Genomic DNA, 24729 nt, shown 5'->3' with positions numbered 1-24729 from the left:
GCGGCGCGAGGGTGGCGGCGCGAGTGGCCGTGGCTAGGCTCGTGGCATGAGCGAGCCGCCGCTGCCCCCGCCCCCGCCGTGGCGTCCGCCGTCCGCGGCGCAGCCCGGTCCGACCTCGGGAGCGCCGTCGGAGTACCCCACCGGACCCGCCGAGCAGGGCTCTCCGGAGTGGGCGCGCGCCCAGCCGTGGGGCGATCCGCAGCCGTCGGGACCGGGCACGCCCTGGAAGGCGGAACGGGAGCGGCGCCCGCTGCGGATCTGGGACGCGGTGACGACGGTGCTGCTGCTGATCTGCACGTTCGGGCTGACCCTGCTGCTCTCGTACTTCGGGCTGTTCTTCGGGATGGCCGGCGACGCCTGCATGGGCGGGAACGACTGCGACGGCGACCTGATCGGCTGGGGCGTGCTGGTCGCGGCCGGCGGGGTGTGGCTGCCGTTCGTCGCGGCGCTCGTCGTCTCGATCGTGCTGCTGGTCGTGCGCCGGATCGCGTTCTGGGTGCCGATCGCCGGGATGGCGCTGTCGTTCGGGTTCACCGTCCTCGGCGGATGGATGGCGACGGTCGGCTCGGGGAGCTGAGCGGCGCCGCTCAGTAGCTGTCCCAGCCGGGCTCCCAGTCGGGCTCGTCCGGCGGCACCCAGTCGTCTTCGGGCGCTGCCGAGGTGACGGGCGGGCTCGCCTTGTCGGCTCCGAACGAGGGCCGTGCGGAGCCGGCGGCCCGGGCCGAGTTCGAGCGGGACGGAGCCGCTCGGCGCGGCGCCGGCGCCTCCTGGCTGTCGTCGGGCTCGGCGATCGTCGGCGTCTCGCCCGCGACGACGGCGAGCACGGCGTCGCCGTAGGTGATCAGCTTCTTCTGGCCGACGCCGCCGATGATGCTGAGCGCGTCCATGGTGGCGGGCTCGGCCGTCGCGATCTCGCGGAGGGTCGCGTCGTTGAAGACGATGTAGGCCGGCACCGACTGCGCGCGGGCCTGCGCGGCGCGCCATTCGCGCAGGCGCTCGAACAGCGGTTGAGCCTCGCTCGAGAGCTCGGACACGGTCGAGCGGCCGGAGCGGGACGACCCGCTCGAGCGCGCCGGCTTCTCCGGCTCCTGCCGCAGCTCGACCTTGCGCTCGCCGCTGAGCACGGACGCCGAGGCGGGGGTGATCACGAGAGTCCCGAATCCGTCGTCGTTGACGCCGAGGAGGCTCTGCGCGAGGAGCTGACGCGCGACTCCGCGCCACTGGGTGTCGCTCAGATCGGCGCCGATGCCCCAGGTCGCGAGGCCGTCGTGCTTGTGCTGGGTCGTGCGCGGAGTGGTCTTGCCGCGCAGGATGTCGATGATGTGGCCGGCGCCGAACTGCTGGTTGCGCTCGCGCTTCAGGCGCACGACCGTCGAGAGGAACTTCTGCGCGGCGACCGTGCCGTCCCAGCTGGCGGGCGGCTCCAGGCAGGTGTCGCAGTTGCCGCAGGCGGTGCTCTCCTGGCCGAAGTAGGCGAGCAGGTTCACGCGGCGGCACTGGACCGTCTCGGAGAGCGCCAGCATGGCGTCGAGGTGGGCCGACATCCGCCTCCGGTGCGCGAGATCGCCCGGCGACTCGTCGATCATGCGGCGCTGCTGCACGACGTCCTGGAGGCCGTAGGCGAGCCAGGCGGTCGAGGGCAGGCCGTCGCGGCCCGCGCGCCCGGTCTCCTGGTAGTAGCCCTCGACCGACTTCGGGAGGTCGATGTGCGCGACGAAGCGGACGTCGGGCTTGTCGATGCCCATGCCGAAGGCGATGGTCGCGCAGACGATGACGCCCTCCTCGCGGAGGAAGCGCGACTGCGCGGCGGCGCGGACCCGGGCGTCGAGACCGGCGTGGTACGCCACGGCGTCGAAGCCGGCGGTGCGGAGCGCCTCGGCGGTCGCCTCGACGCTCTTGCGCGAGAGCGCGTAGACGATGCCCGCGTCGTGCGCGTGCTCGCGGCGGAGGAAGTCGATGAGCTGCTTGCGCGGCTCGACCTTGTTGACGATCCGGTACTGGATGTTCGGGCGGTCGAAGCTCGAGACGAAGTGGCGGGCCGACCCCATGTGCAGCCGCGTGGTGATCTCGCGGTGGGTGGCCTCGGTGGCGGTCGCGGTGAGGGCGATGCGCGGCACGTCGGGCCAGCGCTCGGCCAGCTCGCCGAGGGCGAGGTAGTCGGGGCGGAAGTCGTGGCCCCACTGGCTCACGCAGTGCGCCTCGTCGATGGCGAACAGGGCGATGCGGCCGCGGGCGAGGAACTGCTTCATGCCCTCGTTGCCGAGGCGCTCGGGAGCGACGTAGAGCAGATCGAGCTCGCCGTCGAGATAGGCGCGCTCGACGCGGGAGCGCTCGGCCGCGTCCTGAGTGGAGTTGAGGAACTCGGCCGCGACGCCGTTCGCGCGCAGGGCGTCGACCTGGTCCTGCATGAGGGCGATCAGCGGAGAGACGACGATGCCGGTGCCGGGCCGAACGATCGAGGGGATCTGGTAGCAGAGCGACTTGCCGCCGCCGGTGGGCATGAGGACGACCGCGTCGCCTCCGCCGATGACCTGCTCGACGATGGCCTGCTGCTCGCCGCGGAACGAGCCGTAGCCGAAGACCTTCTCGAGGATCGCCTGCGCCTCGCTCGACGACCCGGCGGCACCGGTCTCGGCAGCCCCGGTCCGGGCGGGCGCGTCGATGGTCGGGAGGGCGGTCGCGGTCGGCTCGGTCACCTGGGGAACTCTACCGGCCGCCTCCGACGCGGCTTCGGGGGGCCGCCCGATCTGTGGACGGACGCCCAGCGCGAGCCCTGGGGAGGACAGCACCGCGGAGGAGTCAGAGCCCGGTGATCGTCTTCGAGTCGCCGTCCCAGAAGCGTACGCCCGAGAAGCCGATGGCGAACGGCTCGCCCAGCAGGGGCACCGCCTCGCCGAGCATCTCGGGGCGCAGGCGGCGCGACACGCTCACGTGCGGGGCCCACTCCTCCGGGAGCGAGGTGGGCACGCCGCCCGGCACGAGCCGGGTGGCGCGGGCGTGCAGGGCGTCGAGGGCGGGCGACCGGGTGACGCCCCAGGCCAGCACGTAGCGGCCGGCGTGCGGGAAGAGGAGGACCGCCGCGAGGTCGACGCTCGCGGGCAGCGCGCCGAGCGCGCCGGGCTCGGGGGCGACCAGCTCGGGTCCGGCCACGAGTGTGACGTGCGGCCGGTTGCTCTCGGAGGTGTGCAGCGACAGGCTCGGGATGCCCGCGGCCTCGAGGGCCTCCCACTGCGCCCGCACCCGCACCTCCGACTCCGGATCCAGCAGGAGTTCGACGCTGCGCATGCCCCCATCCTCCCGCGCCGCACGCCCCCTCCCCCACTCTCCACACGTTGCGGTAGTCGAACGCGACTACCGCAACTTTCGAGGAATCAGACGCCTGGTGAACTCGGGCGGAGTCGCGACTCTCCAGAAGTTGCGGTAGTCGAGCGCGACTACCGCAACTTGTGAGGACTGGGGAGGGGATTCCGACGCATGGGGAGGGGAGAGGACTGCCCGCCAGGAGAATGGATCAGCGACCGCGCGTCAGCCGATCGTGACGAGGGCGGCGAACAGCTCGGGGGCGCGGCGGTCGAGGATGCGGCCGCCGACGCGGATGCCGACGAGGGCGAACACCGATCCGAGGACGATCGCGGCGGCCAGCGAGACGACTCCGAGCACCGTGTCGCCGGCGACGAGCGAGATCACTCCGAGCACGAGCGACGGCAGCGACAGCGCCGTGGTCGCGCCCATGCTGGCGAGCATGACGACGCTCGAGATCATCCCGGAGCCCGGGGGCGTCTTGAGCGGGGAGTCGCCGGGGGCCGGCACCGGGTACACGATCAGGGCGGAGGCGACGCTCGAGACCCCGAAGCCGCTCAGCAGCAGGGCGAGCGACATCCCGAGCACCGCGGGGACCGACTCCGGCTGCCCTGCGTAGAGGCCGGTGCCGATGCCGACCACCAGCACGGCGGGGACCCCCACGATCGCGGCGGCGATGACGCGGCCCGCGCGATCGGCCGAGCCGACGACTCCCGAGCTCACGTGCGCCGCCCAGGCGGTGCCGTCGTACGACACGTCGGCGCACAGGGTCACGCCGAAGATCAGCCCGATGAAGACGGCGGAGAGGAGGACGAGCGTTCCCCCTCCCCCGCCGATCGCGCTGTAGAAGACGGCGAGGACGACGATGGCCGGGATGACCAGGAGTCCGCGACTGTAGCGCGGGTCGCGCCACCAGTAGCCGAGCGCGCGGGCGGCGACGGCACCGGTCGGCGTGCCGGGGAAGCGCCCGAACAGGCCGATGCCCTCGGAGCCGGAGGCGGCGCGCGAGGTGGACGCGGCGGGCTCGGACAGGGCGTGGCGCAGCGCCCGAGACCAGGCCCAGGCGAGCACGGCGAGGGTGGCGACTCCGATCGCGAAGCGCGCGAGCGCGGCGAGCCAGTCGCCGGCGACGATCGAGCCCGGCACCGCCCAGATCGCACCGAGCGGCGACCAGCCGAGGGCCGAGGCGATCACGGGGAGCAGGTCGAGGCCGTCGCGGACGACTCCGGTGAGGCCGATGAGCAGCGGGCCGAGGAGGATCACGACGATGAGGACGACTCCGCCGATGACCTCCCGGTAGCGGCGGCTCGAGCCCAGGCCCGTCGTCAGCGCACCGATCAGGCGGGAGGCGACCACGCAGGTCGCGACGCCGATCACGGCGCAGACGAGCGCCGGCACGATGCCGATCGGGTTGCTCCACCAGGCCGCGGCCGAGGCCAGCGCACCGAGCGACGTCACGATCCCCGGGATCCCGGCGACGCCCGCCGCGGCGAGCCCCAGCATCAGCGTGCGCAGCGGGATCGGGAACGTGGCGAGCGTCTGCAGGTCGAGGCTCTGGTCGGATCCGGACACGAAGATCGGCCCGAGCACCCAGCCGAGCAGCAGCGCCGAGCCGCCGAGGGTCAGCGCGACGGTCGCGAAGGCGGGATCGGTGGCGCCGAGCGAGACGAGTCCGGCGACCACGAGGGCGAGCACGACCAGCGCGTACAGCCCGCCGAAGACGACGCCGACCAGCTGCCAGACGTTGCGCGTGAGGACGTTCCGGAGCAGCAGGAGGCGGAGCCTCAGGAGATGCGCAACCATGCGGGGCCCTCCTGGTGGGTGCGTCCGCCGACGAGCTCGACGAAGCGCTCCTCGAGGCTCGATCCGGCACGGACCTCCGCGAGGGTCCCGGAGGCGACGACGCGACCGTCGGCGATGACGGCGACCCGGTCGCACATCCGCTCGACGAGGTCCATCGAGTGGCTCGAGACGATGACGGTGCCGCCGGAGGCGACGAAGCCGGTGAGGATGTCGCGGATGTTGGCCGCCGAGACCGGGTCGACCGACTCGAACGGCTCGTCGAGCACCAGGAGGCGCGGCGCGCGCACCAGGGCGCACGCCAGCGCGATCTTCTTCGTCATGCCCGCGGAGTAGTCGACGACGAGGGTGCGGTCGGTCGGCTCGAGGCCGAGCAGCGCCAGCAGGTCGTTCGCGCGCTCGAGGACGGTCGGGCGCGCGATGCCGCAGAGCAGGCCGTAGTAGGTGATCAGCTGGAGGCCGGTGAGGCGGTCGAACAGCTTCACCCCGTCGGCCAGCACGCCGATGAGGCGCTTGGCCTCGAGGGTGTCCTTCCAGACGTCGACGTCGTGGATGCTGACGGTGCCCGCGTCGGGCCGGAGGAGCGCGGTGGCCATCGAGAGGGTCGTGGTCTTGCCCGCGCCGTTGGGGCCGACGAGGCCGAAGAACGAACCGGCGGGCACGTCGAGGTCGATGCCCGCGACCGCCTCCTTGTCGCCGAAGCGCTTGCGCAGGCCGCGGATGCGGAGGGCGATCTCGTCCTGGCGACCCGTCGCCTCCGGAGCCGCCCACTCGGGAGTGGCCGTGTCGGCAACGGTGCTGTCGGGAACGGTGCTGTCCGGAGTGGCGCTGTCGGGAGTGCGCCCTGCGCCGTTCCGTGCGTCCGGGCCGATGGGCGTCGCGTCCATGAGTGTCCCTTCGTGTGCAGAGGTTCGTGCACGTGACGGGCCGCGGTGGGCGGCCGCTCCCTCCACGCTAGGCGGAGCGGCGCACCAGGACATCCGTCCAGGGGCGGAGCACGGCGTGCGCCTGCGCACGGGTGCACTGCCTAGGCTGGGGCGATGCCCACCCTCCTCCTCGTCCGGCACGGGCGCACCACGGCCAACACCGCCGGGATCCTCGCGGGACGCACCGCCGGAGTCCGGCTCGACGACGTCGGGCGGCAGCAGGCCGCGCGGACGGGCGAGCGCCTCGCGGCCGTGCAGCTGGCCTCGGTCGTCTCGAGTCCGCTCGAGCGCTGCCGGCAGACGACGCGCTTCGTCCTCGACCGGCAGACCGGCTCGCCGGCGACGTCGATCGAGAAGGGCATCACCGAGTGCGACTACGGGCAGTGGCAGGGGAAGTCGCTGCGCGAGCTGGCGAAGGAGCCGCTCTGGTCGGTCGTGCAGAGCCAGCCGTCGGCCGTGGTGTTCCCCGGAGGCGAGGGGCTGGCCGCGATGCAGGCGCGCGCGGTCGGCGCGATCCGGCGGCACGACGCGGCGATCGCGGCCGAGCACGGGCCGGGAGCGGTCTGGGCGGCGGTCAGCCACGGCGACACGATCAAGGCGATCCTCGCCGATGCGCTGGGCATGCACCTCGACCTCTTCCAGAGGATCACGGTCGGCCCGGCGTCGGTGTCGATCATCCGCTACGGCGCGGGGCGACCCGAGGTCGTGGCCACCAACACGGAGGCGGGCGACCTGTCGTGGCTGCGCGCGGCGGCCCCTGCGGCCGATGCGCCGGTCGGCGGAGGCGCGGGGCACGAGTAGCGGGCCACCCGGGCGGGTGCCAGCCGGACGCTCGTAGACTGGACCCATGCCTCCGATCGTCCACGGGTTCGACTGGCCCGACCGCGTCGTCGTCGGAACCGTCGGCTCCCCCGGCTCCCGCTCCTTCTACCTCCAGGCCAAGACCGGGCCGCGCGTCGTCAGCGTCGGTCTCGAGAAGCAGCAGTCGGCCCTGCTCGCCGAGAAGATCGACGAGATCCTCGACCAGCTGATGGCCGCCGAGGGCAACCCGGTGAGCGTGCCGGCCGGGACGCCTCCGGAGCTCGTCGACAACGACCCCCTCGACCAGCCCGTCGAGCCCGAGTTCCGCGTCGGCGGCATCAGCCTCGGCTGGGACCCGGCCACCGCGCAGATCCTCATCGAGGCGTACCCGATCGACGACGACGCCGCGGCCACCGACGAGGAGGAGGCGGAGCCGACCGAGGTGCTGCAGGTGCGCATCCCGGTCGGCACAGCGCGCGCCTTCGCGAAGCGGACCCTCGAGGTCGTGGGCGCCGGCCGGCCGCTCTGCCCGCGCTGCGGCGACCCGATGGACCCCGACGGACACGACTGCCCGCTCGCATGAGCACGGCCCCGAGTTCGCGCGCATGAGCGACGACTCCGAACTGCTCGACGGCGAGCTCGAGCTCACGGGCCGGATCACGACCGCCTCGAACGCGACCTTCCTCGCGCAGATCGGCGACACCTCCGTCGTCTACAAGCCGGTCGCGGGCGAGAAGCCGCTCTGGGACTTCCCCGACGGGGAGCTGGCGGGGCGGGAGCGGGCCGCGTACCTCGCCTCCGAGGCGCTCGGCTGGAACGTGGTGCCCCGCACCTGGCTGCGCGAGGGTCCGCTCGGCACGGGCATGGTGCAGCTCTGGCAGGACATCGACCCGAACCAGGACGCGGTCGACCTGGTGCCCGCGGACGCGGTGCCGGAGGGCTGGCGGCACGTCCTCGACGGCAGCGACGAGAACGACCGCGACATCTCGCTCGTGCACGAGGACTCGGTCGCGCTCCGGCGGATGGCCGTGTTCGACGTCGTCGTCAACAACGCCGACCGCAAGGGCGGCCACGTTCTCGAGATGCCGGGCGGTCACCGCTTCGGCGTCGATCACGGGCTGACGTTCCACTCCGAGCACAAGCTGCGGACGGTGCTGTGGGGCTGGGTCGGCGAGCCGCTGACGACCGACGAGACCGCGGCGCTGGCGCGCCTCCGCGCCGAGATCGACGGCGCGCTGGGCGAGGCACTCGGGGAGCTGCTGACGGAGGAGGAGATCGCCGCCTTCGCGAAGCGGTGCGACCGCCTCCGCTCGTCCGCCCGCTTCCCGGCCCCGCGCGGCGGCATGCCCGCGGTGCCGTGGCCGCTGTTCTGAGGCAGCTCCCGCCACCGAGGGAACCAGCTCTCGTCGAGACAGCCCGCGCTGGGTGGCTGTCTCGACGGGAACGGGTTCCCTCGGTGTGGTGTCAGAAGCTCCACGCGCGTCCGAAGAGCTCGTCGCCGGGTGGGCGGCCGCCCGGGGCGGCGCCGCGCGCGCCGAGGTAGGAGGAGACGACGGCGGCGCCGAGGTCGTCCGACTCCGGGTTCACCACGGTGCCGCCGATGCGGCGGGCGAGCGAGTCGATGAAGCGGGCGAGGCCCGGATCCTCGCCGAGGCGGAAGAACGTGGTGTGCGCGCCGAGGCGGACGGAGGCGTCGAGCTCGCGGACCGAGACGGCGATGGTCACCGGGTCGGGCGGGTAGTCGAAGTAGATCTCGCCGTCGGGCTCGAGGTGCGCGGTCGGCTCGCCGTCGGTGACGATCAGCAGGATCGGCTGCGCGTTCGGGTGCTTGCGGAAGTGCCGGTTGGCGAGCAGCAGGGCGTGGTGCAGGTTGGTGCCCTTCTCCCACTCGGCGTCGAGGCCGACGAGCTGCTCGACGTCCATCACCTCGGCCTGGCGACCGAAGGCGATGAGCTGGAGGTCGTCGCCGCGGAACCGGCTCGAGATCAGGGTGTGCAGGGCGAGCGCCGTGCGCTTCATCGGGACCCAGCGGCCGTCCATCGCCATCGAGAACGAGGTGTCGACGAGGAGCGCGACGCAGGCCTGGGTGCGGGCCTCGGTCTCCTGCACCTCGACGTCGCCGATCTCGATGCGGACGCCCGAGCCGGTCGGGCGGCCGTCGCCGGCGGTGCGGGTGAGAGCGTTGGTCACGGTCCGCGTGACGTCCCACGCCTCGGTGTCGCCGAACTCCCACGCGCGGGTCGCGCCGGAGCGGTCGCCGGCCGCGCCCGCCCGCCGCAGGTCGCGCGCGCCCTGACGACCCGACATGGTGTCGGCGATGTCGCGGAGCAGCGCCTTGCCGAGCTGGCGCATCGCCTTGGGTGTCAGCGTGAGCCGTCCGTCGGAGCCGCGGCGCATCGTCCCGGAGTCGCGCAGCGCCTTCTCGAGCCGCTTCAGCGTCTGCGCGTCGACCGCTGCGTCGTCGCCGAGTCGCCGCGCCAGCAGATCGAGGTCGAGATCGTCGAGGCTCGACCGCTCGTACGGCTGCGCGAGCTGGTCGGCGAGGGCGTCGAGGTCGGCGAGCTCCTGGAACACGCCGGTGCCGTCGCCGAGGCCGAGGCCCTGCTCGCCGTCCATCCGCTCGGAGCCGCCCCAGTCCTCCCCCGGGCGGAGGCCGCGCAGGGTCTCGTCGAGGCGGCCGAGCGACTGCATCAGCTCGGGCGTTCCGAAGGCCTGCTGGGCGAGGGCGTCGAGCTCGTCGCGCTGCTCCTGGGTCATGGAGTTGCGCATCCGCTGCGCCGCGGCCGCCCGTGCGGCGAGGGCGTCGATGAGCTCGTCGACCGACTCGGGGGCCTCGGGGAAGTACTCGCCGTGCTGCGCCATGAAGGCGTCGAACTGCTCGGGAGTGTCGTCGCCGCGGGCGTGCGCCTCGAGCAGCTCGTTGAGATCGCGGAGCATCGCGTCGATCGCGGCGCGATCCTCGTCGCTCGCGTTCTCGAGGGCCTGCTTCATGCCGGCGAAGCGCTGGTCGAGCATCTCCCTGCCGAGCAGCTCGCGGATCTTCTCGAAGTCGGCGCGCGCCTCGGGGCTCTGCCAGCGGTAGTCGGACAGCTCGGAGACGGCGGCGGCCGGAGAGGGCGGGAGGCTCTCGAGCTGCATCTCGGCGAGGGTGCGGTCGGCGTCGTCCATCTGCGTGTCGCGGGCGAGCTGCTTGCGCTCGGCGAGGACGGCGCGGTCGAGCAGCTCGCGGATCTCGCGCAGCGTGCCGTCGAGGTCGTGCTTCTGCGTGAGGGACCGGCGGCGCTCGGCGACTCGGGCAGCGAGGTCGTCGAGGCCCTGGCCGTCGCGGGAGCCGCGGCGGAGGAACTCGCGCATGGCGCGCTCGGGCGAGGTGCCGGCCATGACGTCCTGGCCGATGGCATCGAGCGCCTCGGCGAGGTCGACGGGCGGGGCGAGCGGATCGGGACCGCCCGCGTACTTGGCGTACCGCGCGTCGCGGTGCAGCCTCCGGTTGCCCCTAGCCACGACGGGCTCCGAGACGGGTCCGCTCAGCCATAGACGGCCTCGCCCCCGCCCGTCTCCTTGCTGAGCCGGCGCGAGAGGTAGAGGCCCTCGAGGGCGAGCTCGATCGCTCCGGCGATGCGGCCGTCTCCGGTGGCGTCGAGCCGCTCGGCGATCTCGTCGTAGACGGTCGCCTCGCCGAGCACGGGCAGCCCGGCGAGGAACTCGCGCGCCGTCACCTGCTCGCCGGTGGTGATCATGGTGCCGTTCTCGACGGCGGTGACGAGCGGCTCGAGGTCGATGCCGCGCAGGTGCGCGCGCACGGTCTCGGCCGTGGCCTGGCGGAGGAGGTGGTCGAGGATCTCCTCCTCGCGGCCCTCCTCGCCCGACTCGAATTCGATCTTGCCGCCGAGCACGTCGACCGCGGTCTCGAGGTCGATCGGGCGGGCGACCGCCTCGTCCTCTCCGCGGCGGGTGGCCCGGTGCAGCGCTGCGGCGGCGATCGTCTCGGCGCCGGCGATGGCGAAGCGGGCGCTCACTCCGCTCCGCTGGTCGACGGAGCTCGACTCGCGGAGGGCACGGGTGAAGCGGGCGAGGATCTCGATGAGCGCGTCGGGGACGATCGCGACGAGCTCCGCCTCCTGGCGGATCACCGCGATCTCGTCGGCGAGCGCCGTGGGGTAGTGGGTGCGGATCTCGGCGCCGAACCGGTCCTTCAGCGGGGTGATGATGCGGCCGCGGTTCGTGTAGTCCTCGGGGTTCGCGCTGGCGACGACGAGGACGTCGAGCGGGAGGCGGAGGACGTAGCCGCGGATCTGGATGTCGCGCTCCTCCATCACGTTGAGCATCGCCACCTGGATGCGCTCGGCGAGGTCGGGCAGCTCGTTGATGGCCACGATGCCGCGGTGGCTGCGCGGGATGAGGCCGAAGTGGATGGTCTCGGGGTCGCCGAGGCTGCGGCCCTCGGCCACCTTCATCGGATCGACGTCGCCGATGAGGTCGGCGACGCTCGTGTCGGGGGTGGCCAGCTTCTCGACGTAGCGCTCCTCGCGGCTGCGCCAGGCGACGGGCAGCTCGTCGCCGAGCTCGGCGGCGCGACGGCGACTGATCGAGGTGATGGGCTCGTAGGGGTGCTCGCCGAGCTCGGAGCCGTCGATGACGGGCGTCCACTCGTCGAGCAGGCCGTTGAGCGTGCGCAGGAGGCGGGTCTTGCCCTGGCCGCGCTCGCCCAGCAGGACGATGTCGTGGCCGGCGATGACCGCGCGCTCGACCTGCGGGATCACGGTCTCGGAGAACCCGTGGAGGCCGGGCCAGGGGTCGCGCCCGTCGCGCAGGGCGTCGAGCAGGTTCTCGCGGATCTCGGTGCGGAGGCTCTTCTGCACGTGCCCGGAGGCGCGCAGCTGGCCGAGGGTGCTGATGGCAGGACTCGTCACCTCGGCAACGCTACGCCGCACCTCCGACACGTGGTGGAGGTCGGGGGAACTCGGAGGCGGGGAGCTCGTCCGATCCTGTGATCGCAGGGAGGTGGGTGTGTGAAGGAAGGTGTCCTCCTGTGTAGTGCCCTGTACTTGCTGATCGAGTAGCCCGCGCAGCGGGCGTATCGAGATCCACGTCCGCCAGAGGGCCAGGTCACGAGACCGATCTGCTGAAGCTGGTGGGTCTCGATACGCCCCTGCGGGGCTACTCGACCAGCATGGGTGGCGACGGGCGCCGACTTTTCCCCCCACCGCTCGAACGAGACGCGAAGCGGCTTCGCCGCTCGGTACGCCCCTGAGGGGCTGCGGGCTCGACCAGGATGGATGGCGGCGGGCGGAGAGGGCGGTATCGCGGGAGCCGGGGCCACGGCTTGCTGAGAGGGCTCGAAGGATCGGCTGCGAGGCTCGGAGGCCATCCCCGATCGGAGGGACACCCGATGACCAGCACCTCGTCCCGCGTCGGCCTCGCGGCCGCGACTCTCGCGCTCGGCGGCCTGCTCGCCTCCTGCACGGCCGCGCCGCCGCCGCCCAGCAGCCTGCTCGCGGAGGGGGACGGCGAGGTCCGCACCGTCGCCCAGGACCTCGAGGCGCCGTGGTCGATCGCCTTCGTCGACGGGACGCCGCTCATCAGCGAGCGCGACAGCGGGCGCGTCCTCGAGGTCGCCGACGACGGCGCGACCCGCGAGGTGGGCACCGTCGAGGGAGTGGTCGCCGAGGGCGAGAGCGGGCTGCTCGGCCTCGCCGTCGAGGGGCGCACCCTCTTCGCGTACTCGACGGGGTCGGACGGCAATCGCATCCAGCGCTTCGAGGTCTCCGGTGAGCCCGGCTCCTTCGAGCTCGGCGCGCCGGACACGATCCTCGACGGCGTCCCCGCCGCCCGCACCCACGACGGCGGCCGGCTCGCGGTCGGGCCCGACGGGATGCTCTACGCCACCGTCGGCGACGCCGGGCAGCGCGACGCGGCGCAGGACCCCGACTCCCTCTCGGGCAAGATCCTGCGGATGACCCTCGACGGCGAGGCGCCCGACGACAATCCCTCCCCCGGTTCGCTCGTCTACAGCTCGGGGCACCGCAACCCGCAGGGCCTCGCCTGGACCTCCGACGGCACCCTCTTCGCGAGCGAGTTCGGGCAGGGCACCTGGGACGAGCTGAACATCATCACTCCGGGCGCGAACTACGGCTGGCCGACGGTCGAGGGCATCGCCTCGCGCGACGGCTTCGTCGACCCGGTGCAGCAGTGGAACCCGGACGCGGCGAGCCCGAGCGGCATGGTCGCGATCGACGACGTGCTGTACCTCGCGAACCTCCGCGGCCAGGTGCTGCGGGCGGTGCCGGCCGCCGACCCGTCGTCGCAGAGCGACTACGCGATCGGGGAGTACGGACGCCTGCGCGACGCGGTCGCCGCGCCGGACGGGACGCTCTGGATCGTCACGAGCAACACCGACGGCCGGGGTGCGCCGGGCGCGGAGGACGACCGCGTGCTGGCGGTGGAGCCTCCCGGCGTGCGGTGAGCCGCCTCGCGGACCGGCTCAGTCGACGACAGCGGTCGCATCGAGACGGACCCGGTCGCCCCGATAGCGATCGAACACGATCTGGATAGCCGAACCGGTCGGAGTGACGTACGTCATCTCACGGAGGATCAGCGGGGTCCCCTCCGAGACTCCCAGCAGCCTCGCCGTGTGAGCATCGGCCTGGTCCGCTCCGATCTGGACGTGAACCGCACCGGTCTCCTCCCGGAAGTACTGCTCGATGATCTCCCGCATGCTGAGGGGGCCACGGATCTCCCTCGGATCGAACCGGTACGAGGTCGAGTAGTACGCCGTGCGCACGCCCACCACCTCTCCTTCGGCGGCGAACGTGTTCTCGACCATGCGCACGGTCGGATCGACGAGACCGAGCCGCTGCTCCACAAGGGGGAAGACCGGCACCTCGCGCTCCTCGGTGATCGCGATCGTCACGTGGGCGCCACTGCGGTCCACGACCCCGTCGGGGTACTGCGTGGCGGAGTCGATGTCGGCGAGCGGGAGGACGAAGCCGATCCCGGTCGCCCGCGTTCCGATCCGGGGTCTGCGCTGGACGAACCCGGTGTCGCGCAACTGCGAGAGCGCCGCCCGTACCGAGCCCCTGCTCGCGGCGAAGAGCGTCATCAGATGCTCTTCGGCGAGGGGCTCGTCGGGATCGAGGTGGCCGTCCCTGATGGAGGCGCTGATGAGGTCGCGCACCCTGCTCGCGCTCATCTGCCGACCGCGCGCGGAGCCGCCCTTGGCCCTGGGGTGCTCGCGGGGCGTTCCGCTCATGGACTCTCCTCGGAGGGCAGGGGAAGCGACTGGGGTGGGGACAGCGTAGTCCTCCCCACGAACGTGTGATCCGCGTGCCGCCCGTCGCAGATCCGCGGAACGACTGATCGGCGTAACACCCGGCCGAAAGGCGCCTTGAACAGGGTTTTCCGAACGAGTGAGAGCACCTCCAGCTCGCGCAATGGGCGTTAACGGACCGGTGCGGGCTGCGAAACATCCGGCCGCCACCATGAGAGCACGACTCGTCGCCGAGCATCCGGATGCTCACCGAATCCTGATGCCCGATCGCGCGGCGGCGGAGGAGAACAGGAGGAGACGATGAGCGTCGCCCCACCACGTGCGGTGCCCCTGACCACTGCACCCGCGACCCCCGAGCCGACACCGGCAGCGGCGAAGCAGAGAGGCAGCCGGACGGGCCGTTCTCGTCCCGGCGCCTGGATCCTCCGACCTCTCGGCCTGACGATCGCGAACCTCGCGGCCTTCGTCGTGCTCGCCTTCTTCCTCGTTCAGCTCATCCCGGGAGACCCTGTGGTGACGGCGACGGGCGGCAGGCTGACAGGCGCCGAGCTCGAGGCGGCGCGCGCCGCCTACGGTCTCGACCGCCCCTGGCCGGAGCAGTTCATCGCCTACCTCGGACAGCTCCTCTCGCTCGACCTGGGCACGTCGATCGCGACCGGCCGACCCGTCGCCGACGATTTCGCGACACGGATTCCGGCGACCCTCGAGCTGGTGCTCAGCGGGCTGGTGCTGGCCTGTGTCGTCGCGATGCTGCTCTCCCATTACGCGGTGACTCATCGAGCGACGCGCGCTGCCCGGGTGCTCACCTCGTACGCGCGGTCAGCGGGTGCGCTGCCCGAGTACGTCATCGGGATCGCCTTCCTCTTCGTCTTCTACGCCGTGCTGCACTGGGCACCCGCGCCGAGCGGCCGACTGGACCCGGCGCTGATCTCGCCGCCGCGGACCACAGGGTTCCCGATCCTCGATGCACTACTGGTCGGAGATCTGCCGGCGGCGCAGTCGGGTGCCGAGCACCTGGTCCTGCCGGTCATCGTGATGGTGGTCGCCCACACGCCGATCCTGATGAAGACCCTCATCGTGGGGCTCGACACCGCGATCGACGATCCGGCGACGCGGTTCAGGATCGCCTCGGGCGCGAGGCGCCGCACAGTCCTCGCGAGCATCTACCGGCGGGCGCTGCCGACCGCCGTCCCGATGCTCGGCATGCTCTTCGGGCTCCTGCTCGGCGGCGCGGTGGTGCTCGAGGCGCTGTTCGGTCTCGGCGGACTCGGGCAGTACGCCGTCGACGCCGTCAACTCCTCCGACGTCTTCGCGCTGCGCTCCTTCCTCGTGGTCACAGCCGCGATGTGTCTCGCGATCTACCTGCTGAGCGACGTTGCCGTCGGGCTGCTCGATCCCCGTCGGCGCTCCGTCGCGATCGGGGGTGCGCGCTGATGTCGCTGCACACCCCCGTCGTCACCGATCCGGTGCTGCCTCGCGTCCCTCGGAGCGAGCGTCGCCGTGTCCTACCGCACAAGGTCTCGGTCGCCCTGCGCCTCGCACCTTTCGCACTCGTGCTGATCCTCGCTGTCGCGGGCCCGTCGCTCGCCCCGCTGAGCGCGACGGAGGTCGTCGGGCCCAACTCGCAGGCGCCCTCGGCCGAGCACCTCGCCGGTACCGACTCGAACGGCCTGGACGTCCTGAGTCGCACGCTCACGGCCTTCCAGCTCGACGTCGCCATCGCGCTCGTCGTGACGGCGGTCGCGACGCTGGGCGGCATCGCGATCGGCCTGGTGTCGGGCATGTACGACGCGGGGCGGGGCCTGCTCGGCTTCGCGGCCCGCCTCCTCGGCCGCGCGGTAGACCTGGTGCAGGCGATCCCGGTGATGATCGCGGGGCTGGTCGTCGTCTCCTTCTTCGGCCGCAACGCCATGGTGATCACCCTCTCCCTCGCGGTGGTGCTGCTCCCGTTCCAGGCGCGACTGACCCGGACCGAGGTGCTGCGGACACGATCGGACGGCTACGTGGACGCCGCTCGGATGTCCGGCGAGTCTGAGCGTCGGATCCTGATCCGGCACATTCTGCGCAACTCCGCCGGACCCGCGATCGAGAACTCGTCCTCGGTCTTCGGGATGGCGATCATCTTCAGCGCGGCACTCGGATTCCTCGGCGTCGGCATCCCCGTGCCGACCGCGGAGTGGGGCTCCATGCTCGCCCTCGGCGCTCCCGATGCCGCTGTCGGCCGCTGGTGGCCCGTCCTGTTCCCTGCGGTCGCACTGGCGTTCAGCGTCTGGGCCGCATCCCTCTTCGTGGCGGCCCTGACGGATCCACCGGGCCGCCCCCGACGCTGAACCGCCCCTCCCGAATCCCGCCCCGCTCGCGCCGCACGAACTGGAGTCCTCATGCACCGTCCTTCCCGCCCTCTCGCCTCCGTCGCAGTCGTTGCGGCAGCGGCCCTCGTCCTGAGCGGCTGCTCAGGAGGATCCACCGCCGCGGACACCTTCGTCATCGTCACCGCCGCACAGCCCTCGAGCTTCAGCTACGAGACCAGCGCCACGGGATACGAGGCGGCCGAGTTCTTCATGAACACCGGTGCGACCCTCATCAAGAACCCCTACATCGACGGCTCCGAGGGCGAGTCGGTCCACCAGGACCTGTACGACTTCGAGCCCGTGCTCGCGGAGAGCTACGAGGTGAGCGACGACCAGCTGACGTACACCTTCGATCTCAACACCGACGCGGTCAGCACCGCGGGCAACACCCTCACCGCTGATGACGTCGTCTTCTCCATCGAGCGCAAGTTCGAAGTCGAGACGAGCATCGTCGCGTTCATCAGCGCCCCCTCGCTGACCAGTCCCGATCAGGTGACGAAGGTCGATGACGACACCGTGCAGTTCACCGTGGCCGAGCCCGGCTACGGCTTCACTCTGCTGTCCCTTCTGGCGAACACTCCCTACAACATCTACGACTCGACCGCGCTGAAGGAGCACGCGACCGACGACGACCCGTACGCCGTCACCTGGTCGCAGACCAATGCGAACTACGGCTTCGGCGCCTACTCGCTGAGCGACTACACGCCCGGCGAGCAGATGGTCTACGAGGCGAACCCCGGATTCGCGCTCGGGGAGCCGGCGGTGAAGCGCATCGTGCAGCGGGTCGTGGCCGATGCCGGCCAGCGCAGCAACCTCGTCTCGAGCGGAGACGCTCAGATCGCCACCCAGCTGCGCCCCGCCGATCAGGCCGCGCTCGCGAGCGACGGGTCGGCCCAGGTCTTCACGGTCCCGACGAACGCCTTCGTATACATGCCGCTGCTGACCACGGCCGCGCCCTTCGACGACGTGCGGGTGCGCCGAGCGCTCGCGGCGGCGATCCCCTACGAGCAGATCATGAGCGACGTCTACCAGGACCGGCTCAGCCCGATCTCGACCATCCTCGACGCCTCCGCTCCCGGGTTCAGCGGCGACGGCCTGGAGGCGAACACGACCGATGTCGCGACGGCCACGGCACTGCTCGCGGAGGCGGGCTACTCGCCGGACAACCCGGTGGAGTTCACCCTCACGGTGAACAACGCAGTGCCCGACCTGCAGGAGACCGCCGTGCAGATCCAGACGGCCGCTCGCGCCGCCGGCTTCGAGATCACCATCGACCCGGTCAACTCGGCTGCGTTCCAGGAGGGGCTCGCTGCCAAGTCCTTCCAGGCCTCGATGGGCCGCGACTACGCAGTCGTGCAGTCGCCGCCCTACGTGCTGTCGCTCTTCTACACGCCCGGCTCGCCCATCAACTGGCCCGACTTCGACGACGCCGCGCTCAACGACGCGATCGCCGCGGGGAACGCAGCCGGCGACCCACTGGGTTCGGAGGCGGGCGCGGAGTGGAACTCGGCCCAGCGAGTCCTGCAGTCCGAGATGCCGACGATCTACATCGGCTACGTCCAGCCCCTGAACGCCTTCGCGAGCGACGTCGACGGCTATGCGTTCCGCAGCGACAACGTGATCGACTACTCCGAGCTGGCGGTCGCCGGATGAACGCGCCCGAGCACGACGGCCCTCTGCTCGACGTACGCGGACTGCGGGTCTCCTACGGCTCCGTGACCGCCGTCGAGGACGCCGACCTCGTGGTCCACCGCGGCCAGCGGGTGGCGATCGTCGGTGAGTCGGGATCCGGCAAGACCAGCCTCGGGAACGCGATAGGCGGGTTCATCGATCCGCTGGCGGGACAGGTGACCGCCGAGACCCTCCTGCTCGACGGGCGCCCGCTCGAGCGGACCTTCGAGATCGGGACGCCGGAGCGGATCCCGCGCCGCACTCCCGGGCTCTCGATGGTGTTCCAGGACGCCATGTCCTCCCTCGACCCGGTCTGGACGATCGGCAGTCAGCTCACCGCGGTGCTCCGAGGTGTGCGCGCGATGTCGATGAAGCAGGCCAGGCTCGAGGCCGTCGCCTGGCTCCGCGAGGTCGGGATCACCGAGCCGGAGCGGGTGATGCACGACCGTCCGCACCAGCTCTCGGGAGGGATGCGGCAGCGCGTCATGATGGCGATCGCGCTGTCCTCGAAGCCGAGCCTCCTGATCGCCGACGAGCCGACCAGCGCACTCGACGCTTCGCTCGCGGTGGTGGCGATGGAGCTCATGGTGGATCTCGCGCAGCGCGAGGGGACAGCTGTGCTGATGGTCACCCACGACATCGCGCTGTGCCGCAGGTTCACCGATGTGGTCGTGGTGATGCATCGCGGCAGGATCGTCGAGACTCTCGCCTCGGCCGACCTCGACCGGGCGCAGCACCCCTACACGCGCGGACTCGTGCAGTGCGTGCCCACGCTCGCCTCTGCGGGGCTCGATCGCCTCCCCACGCTCGAGTCGGTAGCTGGAGCGGCGGCGTGAGCGCCGTCTCCGCGCCGAGCCCCTCCGGTGTGCGGATCGAGTGCTCGCACGTCCGCAAGGAGTACCGGAGCACGACCGCCGTCGACGACGTGAGCTTCGCCGTCGACGCGGGAGCACGCGTCGGCATCGTCGGCGAATCGGGCTCGGGCAAGTCGACGATGGCGAAGATCATCACCGGCCTCGAGCGTGCGACGAGCGGCACCGTGACGGTCGACGGGACGGATCTCGCCTCGCTCCTCTCGACCCGCGCAGGACGTCTCGAGTACCGACGGCGCGTGCAGCTGATCGCTCAGGACACCACCTCGACCTTCGATCCGAAGTCGCGCATCCGAGAGTCGCTGCGCGTCCCCGCGCAGATCCTCAGCGGCCTCGACCGCGCCGGCGCCGACAGCGCGATCGACGCGATCACGGCCGAGCTCGAGATCGACCCGTCCCTCGTCGACCGCTACCCCTCGGCGCTGTCGGGGGGTCAGCGGCAGCGGATGGCGATCGCACGGGCGCTCGTCGTGCGTCCCGGGCTCCTCGTGTGCGACGAGGCGGTCAGTGCACTCGACGTCTCGGTGCAGGGCGTCGTCCTGAACCTCCTCAAGCGCTACTCGGAGGACCACGGTGCGGGGCTGCTCTTCGTCTCGCACGGACTCCCCGCGACCGCGTTCCTCACCTCGGAGCTCGTCGTCATGCACTCGGGCACTGTCGTCGAGGCCGGCCGCACCCACGAGGTGATCACGAACCCCGCCCACCCCTACACGTCCCAGCTCGTCGGCGCCTACACGGCCCTCGAGACCCGGGCCTGAGCCGCTCGTCGCGGCATCCGCATCCCCGATCCACCCACACATCTCTGGAGTTCACATGTTTCATCTCGCTTGGTTCCTCGGCGACGGCTTCGGCATCCACGCGTGGAGCTCGACGAACGGCGACGGCCCCTGGGCCGGGAACGGCGCCTCCGAATGGATGAAGCCGGGCATCCACATCGACCTGGCCACGAGCCTCGAGCGGGCCGGCTTCGACTACATCCTCATCGAGGACACCGCCATGGTCGAGGACAGCTACAACGGCAGCGCGGACACCAGCCTCCGACGCGGCTTCATGGCTCCCAAGAACGACCCGATGCCGCTCGTTCCTCTGATGACGCAGGCCACCAAGCACATCGGCATCGTGCCGACCGTGTCGACCATCCAGTACCCGCCGTACCTCGCGGCGCGCCTGTTCACGACGCTGGACCACTTGACCGAGGGGCGGGTGGGGATGAACGTCGTCACGAGCGTCACCGACCGGGTCGCGCAGAACTTCGGCTACGAGCGTCACCTCGAGCACGATGAGCGCTACACGATGGCGATGGAGTGGACCGAGGTCGTGCAGCAGCTACAGACCTCGTGGAAGCCCGGAGCCGTGATCGCCGACGGCGAGGCCGGGATCTACGCCGACCACACCAAGGTGGAGCCGATCGACTTCGAGGGGACCTACTTCCGGTCGCGCGGGCCGCTCAACACCATCCCCGGGCCGCAAGGACTCGTGCCCATCTGCTCGGCGGGCAGCTCGCCGGCGGGGCGAGAGCTCGCGGCGAAGTACGACGACACCATGATCTCGATGGTCAAGACCGGAGCGCTCGGTCGGGCCTACCGGGAGGACATGCGGCGGCGGGTCGCCGAGCTCGGTCGCGACCCCGACGCCGTCAAGTTCATGTTCCTGATCAACCCGATCCTGGGTGCCACCGATGCCGAGGCGCAGGCCGCTGCAGACGCCTACGCCGCCTACCGGCGCAGCGACAAGGGCATCGAGTACAACCTCTGGAACATGTCGTACACCTCGGGCGGTCGCATCGACTTCGGAGGCATCGACCCGGACACCCTGGTCAGGGACATCGACCTTTCGAAGCAGAACGGCGAGCACACGTCGATCCTCGAGCTGTTCCGCGGTTACGAGGACCGGACTCTGCGCGAGGCGGTCTCGGAGTCGCACCAGGTCTCGGACATGGGGCTGATCGGATCCCCCGACACGGTCGCGGCGAAGATGGGCGAGCTGATGGACGAGATCGGCGGTGACGGGTTCCTGGTGTACATGCCCACCACGCGCGTCAACATGGCGATGGTGGCGGACGGTCTCGCACCCGCTCTGCGGCGCCGCGGTCTGATCCGCGAGGAGTACACCGGCGGCACGCTGCGCGACAACCTGCTGCAGTTCTGACTCGCAGAAGGCCTGAGGTCGTTCCGCGCGCTAGCCCTCACCCCAGCGCGCGGAACGCCTCGTCGGCGACGTCGAGCGTCCGCGCGATGTCGGCCGAGGTGAGCGCGGCGTTGACGAAGTGGTTGTGGTGCGAGCTGAAGAAGACGCCGCGGCGCACGCACTCGGCGATCCACTGCTGGTGCAGCATCAGCGAGCCGTCGTCGACGAGGCGCAGGTAGAACAGGGCGGGCTCGCCGGAGGTGACCAGGGTGCGGCCGTGCGAGGACGCGACGTCGATGAGTCCGGTCGTGAGCTCGGTGCCGAGCTCGCGGAAGAGCCGGGGGGCGTCGAGCTCGACGAGCCGGCGCTGCGTCGCGATGCCCGCGGCGAACGGCACGGCGCTCATCCAGTAGCTGCCGGTGTAGGTGATGCCGCCGACCGTGGCCCGCAGGCTCTCCTTCCCGCAGAGCGCCGAGACGTTGTAGCCGTTCGCGATCGCCTTGCAGAAGCAGATCAGGTCGGCCTCGAAGCCGTAGTAGTGGTCGCTGCCGGCCAGGTCGAGGCGGAAGCCGGCGCGGACGTCGTCGATGATCAGGACGACGCCGAACTCGTCGCACAGCGCGCGCACCGCGGGCCAGTAGCCCTCGGCGGGCAGCTCGTTGTCGGCGAAGTTGCCGTGCATGTAGGGCTGCCCGATCAGGGCGGCGATCTCGCCCCGGTGCTCGGTGAAGACGGCGCGCACCGCGGCGAGGTCGTTCCACGGGATCTCGAGGTTGCCCTCGACGTCCTGCGGGAGGACGCCCGGGTAGTCGAGCTTCTGCGACCACGGGTCGACCCCGTGGTAGTAGCCCGAGATCATGACGATGCGCTGCCGGCCCGTCGCCGCCCGCGCGGTCATGATCGCGAGCGTGGTGACGTCTCCGCCGTTCTTGGCGAAGAAGGCCCAGTCAGCGCTCGCCACCTGGTCGACGAGCAGCTCGGCGAAGTCGATCATCACGGTCGAGGGGAGCGACACCACGTCCTCGTGCGCGGTCTGCGCGGCCGCCGCGGCGGTCACGCCGGGGTCGACGTAGCCGAGCACGTTGGGCCCGTAGCCGCACATGTAGTCGAGGTACTCGTTGCCGTCGAGGTCCCAGAACCGCGTGCCCTCGGCGCGCTCGGAGAACAGCGGGTAGGCCGAGCGCGGGATCATGCCGCCGCCGGCCGGGCCGAGGTGACCGGGGACGCCGCCGGGGATGACCCGCGAGGCGCGGGCGAACGCCTCCTGGCTGCGCGGATACGTGAAGGGGACCGTACTCATGATGCTCCGAGGTAGGCCCCGACGCGGTCGAGGAGTCGATTGGTGTTGTCGATGAGGGGGATGTAGCCGCGCATCGTGACCCGGCCGTCGCCGACGCAGGCGAGCGCCGTCTCGCGGCCCGAGAGCACGTCGCCGGCGACGCGGAGGTCGTCGAAGCGCAGGGCGGCGCGCGGGCAGCCGACGGGATCGCTCAGGCGGGAGAGACGGTGGTCGCGGACCCGGATGCGGTAGCGGAGGTCGTCGCCCACCTCGATGTCGAGGTCGCCGTCGGCCATGTGCGCCGCCGACACGCGGCCCGAGCGGTCGCCGTTCGCGACGACGGTCAGGGCGGAGGCGACGACCTCGAGCGTGAGCAGGGTCGTGCGCTCGGTGACCGCCGGGTCCTCGGACTTCAGTGCCTCGCCGAGCAGCGCGCTGATCGGCGTGAACACGTTGGCGAGGAAGGCGATCCCCCGAGGCCCGGCGACCGGAACCGGCTGCGCGGCGCCCGCGATGACGGCGTTGAGGTGCTTCGCCGAGGTGAACAGCAGCGTCGGTCCGGACGCTCCCCCACCGCGCCGGATCGCGGTGCTGGTGAAGGTGTAGCTCGCGCGGAGGCCGCCGGGGGCGATCAGGGTCAGCGTCGTGGGCCTCGCCACCGGAGCGAGAGCGCGAGCGGCCTCGGGCGACAGCTCGACGAGGCGCGGCAGGGCGCCGAGGACGGCGTGCAGGTTGATCGCGGCGAGGACGCGGTCATCGATCTCGGTGAGCATCGTGTCCTTCGGGAGTGGGGTCGGCGGGAACGGTGAGCGCCGCGAAGGCGCCGGCGACGAACGCGATGTAGGCGCGGGCGGCGTCGCCGTCGCGGTCGGCGAGCCAGGTGAGGGTGAGGCCGTCGAGCGAGCGGGTGAGGGAGTGGGCGAGCTCGTCGACGGGACGCGTCCAGCGGACGTCGGCGATCTCGGCGGCGTAGGCGAGCGCCTCCTCGGACGCGGCCCGGTAGACCGCCCACTGCGCGCGCACGGCGTCGGGGTCGTGCCGGACGGTGTAGAGGGCGACCTCGAGGAGCGCGAGCTCACCGCTGGGCGAGCTCTCGAGGAGCGCGAGGTAGCCCTCGAGGCCGTCGGTGAGCACCGCGGCGATGTCGGCCGGGTGCTCCGCGTCGGCGTGGTCGGCGTGCAGGATCGCGGCGAGGCGCTCGCTGTCGGTCACCTGCTCGATCACCGCCGAGACGAGCTCGTCGCGCGAGTCGAAGGAGTAGTGGAACGCACCGAGGGGCATGCCGGCCTCGGCGACGATGGCCCGCGTGGTCGCGGCGGCCAGCCCGTCGCGGGCGATGACGCGGATCGCGGCGTCGACGAGCTCGGCGCGGCGCTGGGTGACGGGGATGCGGCGCATCAGCGCGACCCCGTGAGCCGGGCGCCGACGGCGAGCGTCAGCCACCGGGGGGCGAGCGTGGCGCCGAGCGCGCGGATCCGGTTGCCGAGTCCGACAGTCAGCACCGGCCCCGTGCCGCGGTCGAGGTGCCGGAACGCCGCGTCGACCACCTCGTCGACGGTGTCCACCGAGCCGACCTTGAAGCTGTCGGAGCCAGCGGCCTCGAAGAACTCGGTCTCGGTCGGGCCCGGGCACAGCGCCAGCACGCGCAGCCCGCTCCCCCGCGTCTCCTGCCAGATCGCCGCCGTCAGGGAGGTGACGAAGGCCTTGCAGGCGGCGTACGCGGCGGCACCGGGCAGCGGCTGGAACGAGGCGGTGCTCGAGACCATCAGCAGGGTCCCGCGGGGTGAGGCGAGCAGATCGGGCAGGAGGAGGCGCGCGAGGAGCGCCGGGGCGAGCACGTCGACGACGATCTCGTCCGCGAGCCGCGCGGGATCCTCCTCGGCGAACGGCCCGGCCGTGCCGAACCCGGCGCAGTTCACCAGGACGTCGGCGCGGAGCCCCTGCGCGCGCAGCGTCTCGACGATCGCGGACGGGGCGGCGGGGTCGGCGAGGTCGGCGGTCACGACGGAGACCGCCGCTCCGAAGCGCTCGCGGACGTCGGCGGCGAGGGCCTCGAGGCGGTCGCGGCGGCGCGCGACGACGACGATGTCGTGCCCGCGCTCGGCGTAGCGGAGGGCGAACTCGCGGCCGAGTCCGGAGCTGGCTCCGGTGACGACGGCGAGGGGGCGGTGGTGCGGCATGGATACCTCCGTGGAGTTGGACGTCTGTCCAACTCCGTCGAGTAAAGCCTGCTGAGCGGCGGGCGTCAAGGACGGGGTCCACCCCTCCGCCCCTCGTTTCGGCCGCGTTTCGGATGCGTGAAGACTTCTCGTCGCGCTTGCCCGCACCCGCC

The 24729-nt window shown here is 71.8% G+C and carries 22 protein-coding genes; 11 read left to right on the top strand and 11 right to left on the bottom strand.

Annotation, left to right across the window (positions count from 1 at the left end; genetic code table 11):
- The first annotated feature begins 46 nt into the window (after nucleotides 1-46).
- On the top strand, nucleotides 47-577 hold the full coding sequence (locus GRS96_RS05690; RefSeq protein WP_159987969.1) for a DUF6264 family protein: 531 nt from the start codon (nucleotides 47-49) through the stop codon (nucleotides 575-577).
- A gap of 10 nt (nucleotides 578-587) precedes the next feature.
- On the opposite strand, the gene recQ is transcribed toward GRS96_RS05690, so the two are convergent.
- The 4 genes from recQ to GRS96_RS05670 all read right to left on the bottom strand — a co-directional run bounded on the left by recQ (nucleotide 588) and on the right by GRS96_RS05670 (nucleotide 5987).
- The gene (gene recQ / locus GRS96_RS05685) at nucleotides 588-2696 is read right to left on the bottom strand and encodes a DNA helicase RecQ (protein WP_442966596.1); all 2109 of its coding nucleotides are present in this window, start codon (nucleotides 2694-2696) and stop codon (nucleotides 588-590) included.
- A 103-nt stretch (nucleotides 2697-2799) separates the two neighbouring features.
- Nucleotides 2800-3285: a 2'-5' RNA ligase family protein gene (locus GRS96_RS05680; protein WP_159987967.1), complete on the bottom strand. Its 486-nt coding sequence runs from the start codon at nucleotides 3283-3285 to the stop codon at nucleotides 2800-2802.
- Between the two features lie 240 nt (nucleotides 3286-3525).
- Nucleotides 3526-5103 (bottom strand): transporter, encoded by a 1578-nt coding sequence (locus GRS96_RS05675; protein WP_159987966.1) that lies wholly within the window; start codon nucleotides 5101-5103, stop codon nucleotides 3526-3528.
- A complete protein-coding gene (locus GRS96_RS05670) occupies nucleotides 5085-5987 on the bottom strand; it encodes an ABC transporter ATP-binding protein (RefSeq protein WP_236553566.1) in 903 nt (300 codons plus the stop codon). Before GRS96_RS05670 ends, GRS96_RS05675 begins: the two co-directional genes overlap by 19 nt.
- 153 nt (nucleotides 5988-6140) lie before the next feature.
- On the opposite strand from GRS96_RS05670, the gene GRS96_RS05665 reads away from it, so the two are divergent.
- The 3 genes from GRS96_RS05665 to GRS96_RS05655 are packed head-to-tail and all read left to right on the top strand — an operon-like array spanning nucleotide 6141 to nucleotide 8200.
- On the top strand, nucleotides 6141-6827 hold the full coding sequence (locus GRS96_RS05665; RefSeq protein ID WP_159987964.1) for a histidine phosphatase family protein: 687 nt from the start codon (nucleotides 6141-6143) through the stop codon (nucleotides 6825-6827).
- Between the two features lie 46 nt (nucleotides 6828-6873).
- Complete coding sequence (locus GRS96_RS05660; RefSeq protein WP_159858319.1) at nucleotides 6874-7410, top strand: DUF3090 domain-containing protein; 537 nt, start codon at nucleotides 6874-6876, stop codon at nucleotides 7408-7410.
- Nucleotides 7411-7432: 22 nt separating this feature from the next.
- A complete protein-coding gene (locus GRS96_RS05655) occupies nucleotides 7433-8200 on the top strand; it encodes an SCO1664 family protein (protein ID WP_159987963.1) in 768 nt (255 codons plus the stop codon).
- A gap of 91 nt (nucleotides 8201-8291) precedes the next feature.
- Here the strand turns inward: GRS96_RS05655 and GRS96_RS05650 are convergent, their stop codons facing one another.
- Together GRS96_RS05650 and GRS96_RS05645 are read right to left on the bottom strand one after the other, a co-directional pair.
- Entirely contained in the window at nucleotides 8292-10331 is a 2040-nt protein-coding gene (locus GRS96_RS05650; RefSeq protein WP_159987962.1) for a vWA domain-containing protein, read from the bottom strand.
- 23 nt (nucleotides 10332-10354) lie between these two features.
- The gene (locus tag GRS96_RS05645; protein WP_159858311.1) at nucleotides 10355-11740 is read right to left on the bottom strand and encodes a magnesium chelatase; all 1386 of its coding nucleotides are present in this window, start codon (nucleotides 11738-11740) and stop codon (nucleotides 10355-10357) included.
- A gap of 479 nt (nucleotides 11741-12219) precedes the next feature.
- Here GRS96_RS05645 and GRS96_RS05640 point away from each other — a divergent pair, with 479 nt between their 5' ends.
- Entirely contained in the window at nucleotides 12220-13293 is a 1074-nt protein-coding gene (locus GRS96_RS05640; protein WP_159987961.1) for a PQQ-dependent sugar dehydrogenase, read from the top strand.
- A gap of 18 nt (nucleotides 13294-13311) precedes the next feature.
- Here the strand turns inward: GRS96_RS05640 and GRS96_RS05635 are convergent, their stop codons facing one another.
- Entirely contained in the window at nucleotides 13312-14079 is a 768-nt protein-coding gene (locus tag GRS96_RS05635) for a GntR family transcriptional regulator (RefSeq protein ID WP_204162039.1), read from the bottom strand.
- Between the two features lie 318 nt (nucleotides 14080-14397).
- Between GRS96_RS05635 and GRS96_RS05630 the strand changes: the two genes are divergently transcribed.
- The 6 genes from GRS96_RS05630 to GRS96_RS05605 are packed head-to-tail and all read left to right on the top strand — an operon-like array spanning nucleotide 14398 to nucleotide 21139.
- Nucleotides 14398-15531 (top strand): ABC transporter permease, encoded by a 1134-nt coding sequence (locus tag GRS96_RS05630; RefSeq protein ID WP_159858307.1) that lies wholly within the window; start codon nucleotides 14398-14400, stop codon nucleotides 15529-15531.
- The gene (locus GRS96_RS05625) at nucleotides 15531-16427 is read left to right on the top strand and encodes an ABC transporter permease (RefSeq protein ID WP_159858305.1); all 897 of its coding nucleotides are present in this window, start codon (nucleotides 15531-15533) and stop codon (nucleotides 16425-16427) included. Before GRS96_RS05630 ends, GRS96_RS05625 begins: the two co-directional genes overlap by 1 nt.
- A 51-nt stretch (nucleotides 16428-16478) precedes the next feature.
- A complete protein-coding gene (locus tag GRS96_RS05620) occupies nucleotides 16479-18101 on the top strand; it encodes an ABC transporter substrate-binding protein (protein ID WP_159987960.1) in 1623 nt (540 codons plus the stop codon).
- Entirely contained in the window at nucleotides 18098-18955 is an 858-nt protein-coding gene (locus GRS96_RS05615; protein WP_159987959.1) for an ABC transporter ATP-binding protein, read from the top strand. Before GRS96_RS05620 ends, GRS96_RS05615 begins: the two co-directional genes overlap by 4 nt.
- Nucleotides 18952-19749: an ABC transporter ATP-binding protein gene (locus GRS96_RS05610; protein ID WP_204162038.1), complete on the top strand. Its 798-nt coding sequence runs from the start codon at nucleotides 18952-18954 to the stop codon at nucleotides 19747-19749. Before GRS96_RS05615 ends, GRS96_RS05610 begins: the two co-directional genes overlap by 4 nt.
- A gap of 55 nt (nucleotides 19750-19804) precedes the next feature.
- Nucleotides 19805-21139, top strand: a complete 1335-nt coding sequence (locus GRS96_RS05605; protein ID WP_159858299.1) for an NtaA/DmoA family FMN-dependent monooxygenase — start codon at nucleotides 19805-19807, stop codon at nucleotides 21137-21139.
- A 37-nt stretch (nucleotides 21140-21176) separates the two neighbouring features.
- Here GRS96_RS05605 and GRS96_RS05600 read toward each other — a convergent pair whose 3' ends face one another.
- From GRS96_RS05600 to GRS96_RS05585, 4 genes are read right to left on the bottom strand one after another with little or no spacing between them, the layout of a single operon-like run.
- A complete protein-coding gene (locus tag GRS96_RS05600; protein ID WP_159987958.1) occupies nucleotides 21177-22418 on the bottom strand; it encodes an aminotransferase class III-fold pyridoxal phosphate-dependent enzyme in 1242 nt (413 codons plus the stop codon).
- Entirely contained in the window at nucleotides 22415-23170 is a 756-nt protein-coding gene (locus tag GRS96_RS05595; protein WP_159858295.1) for a hypothetical protein, read from the bottom strand. Before GRS96_RS05595 ends, GRS96_RS05600 begins: the two co-directional genes overlap by 4 nt.
- Entirely contained in the window at nucleotides 23151-23795 is a 645-nt protein-coding gene (locus GRS96_RS05590) for a TetR/AcrR family transcriptional regulator (RefSeq protein ID WP_159987957.1), read from the bottom strand. Before GRS96_RS05590 ends, GRS96_RS05595 begins: the two co-directional genes overlap by 20 nt.
- Nucleotides 23795-24577, bottom strand: a complete 783-nt coding sequence (locus tag GRS96_RS05585; RefSeq protein WP_159987956.1) for an SDR family NAD(P)-dependent oxidoreductase — start codon at nucleotides 24575-24577, stop codon at nucleotides 23795-23797. Before GRS96_RS05585 ends, GRS96_RS05590 begins: the two co-directional genes overlap by 1 nt.
- Nucleotides 24578-24729: the final 152 nt, after the last annotated feature.

The organism is Rathayibacter sp. VKM Ac-2803, assembly GCF_009807175.1.
Lineage (GTDB): Bacteria > Actinomycetota > Actinomycetes > Actinomycetales > Microbacteriaceae > Rathayibacter.
Note: the sequence above shows the minus strand (reverse complement) of the source record. Positions and strands in the feature narration are given on the sequence as shown.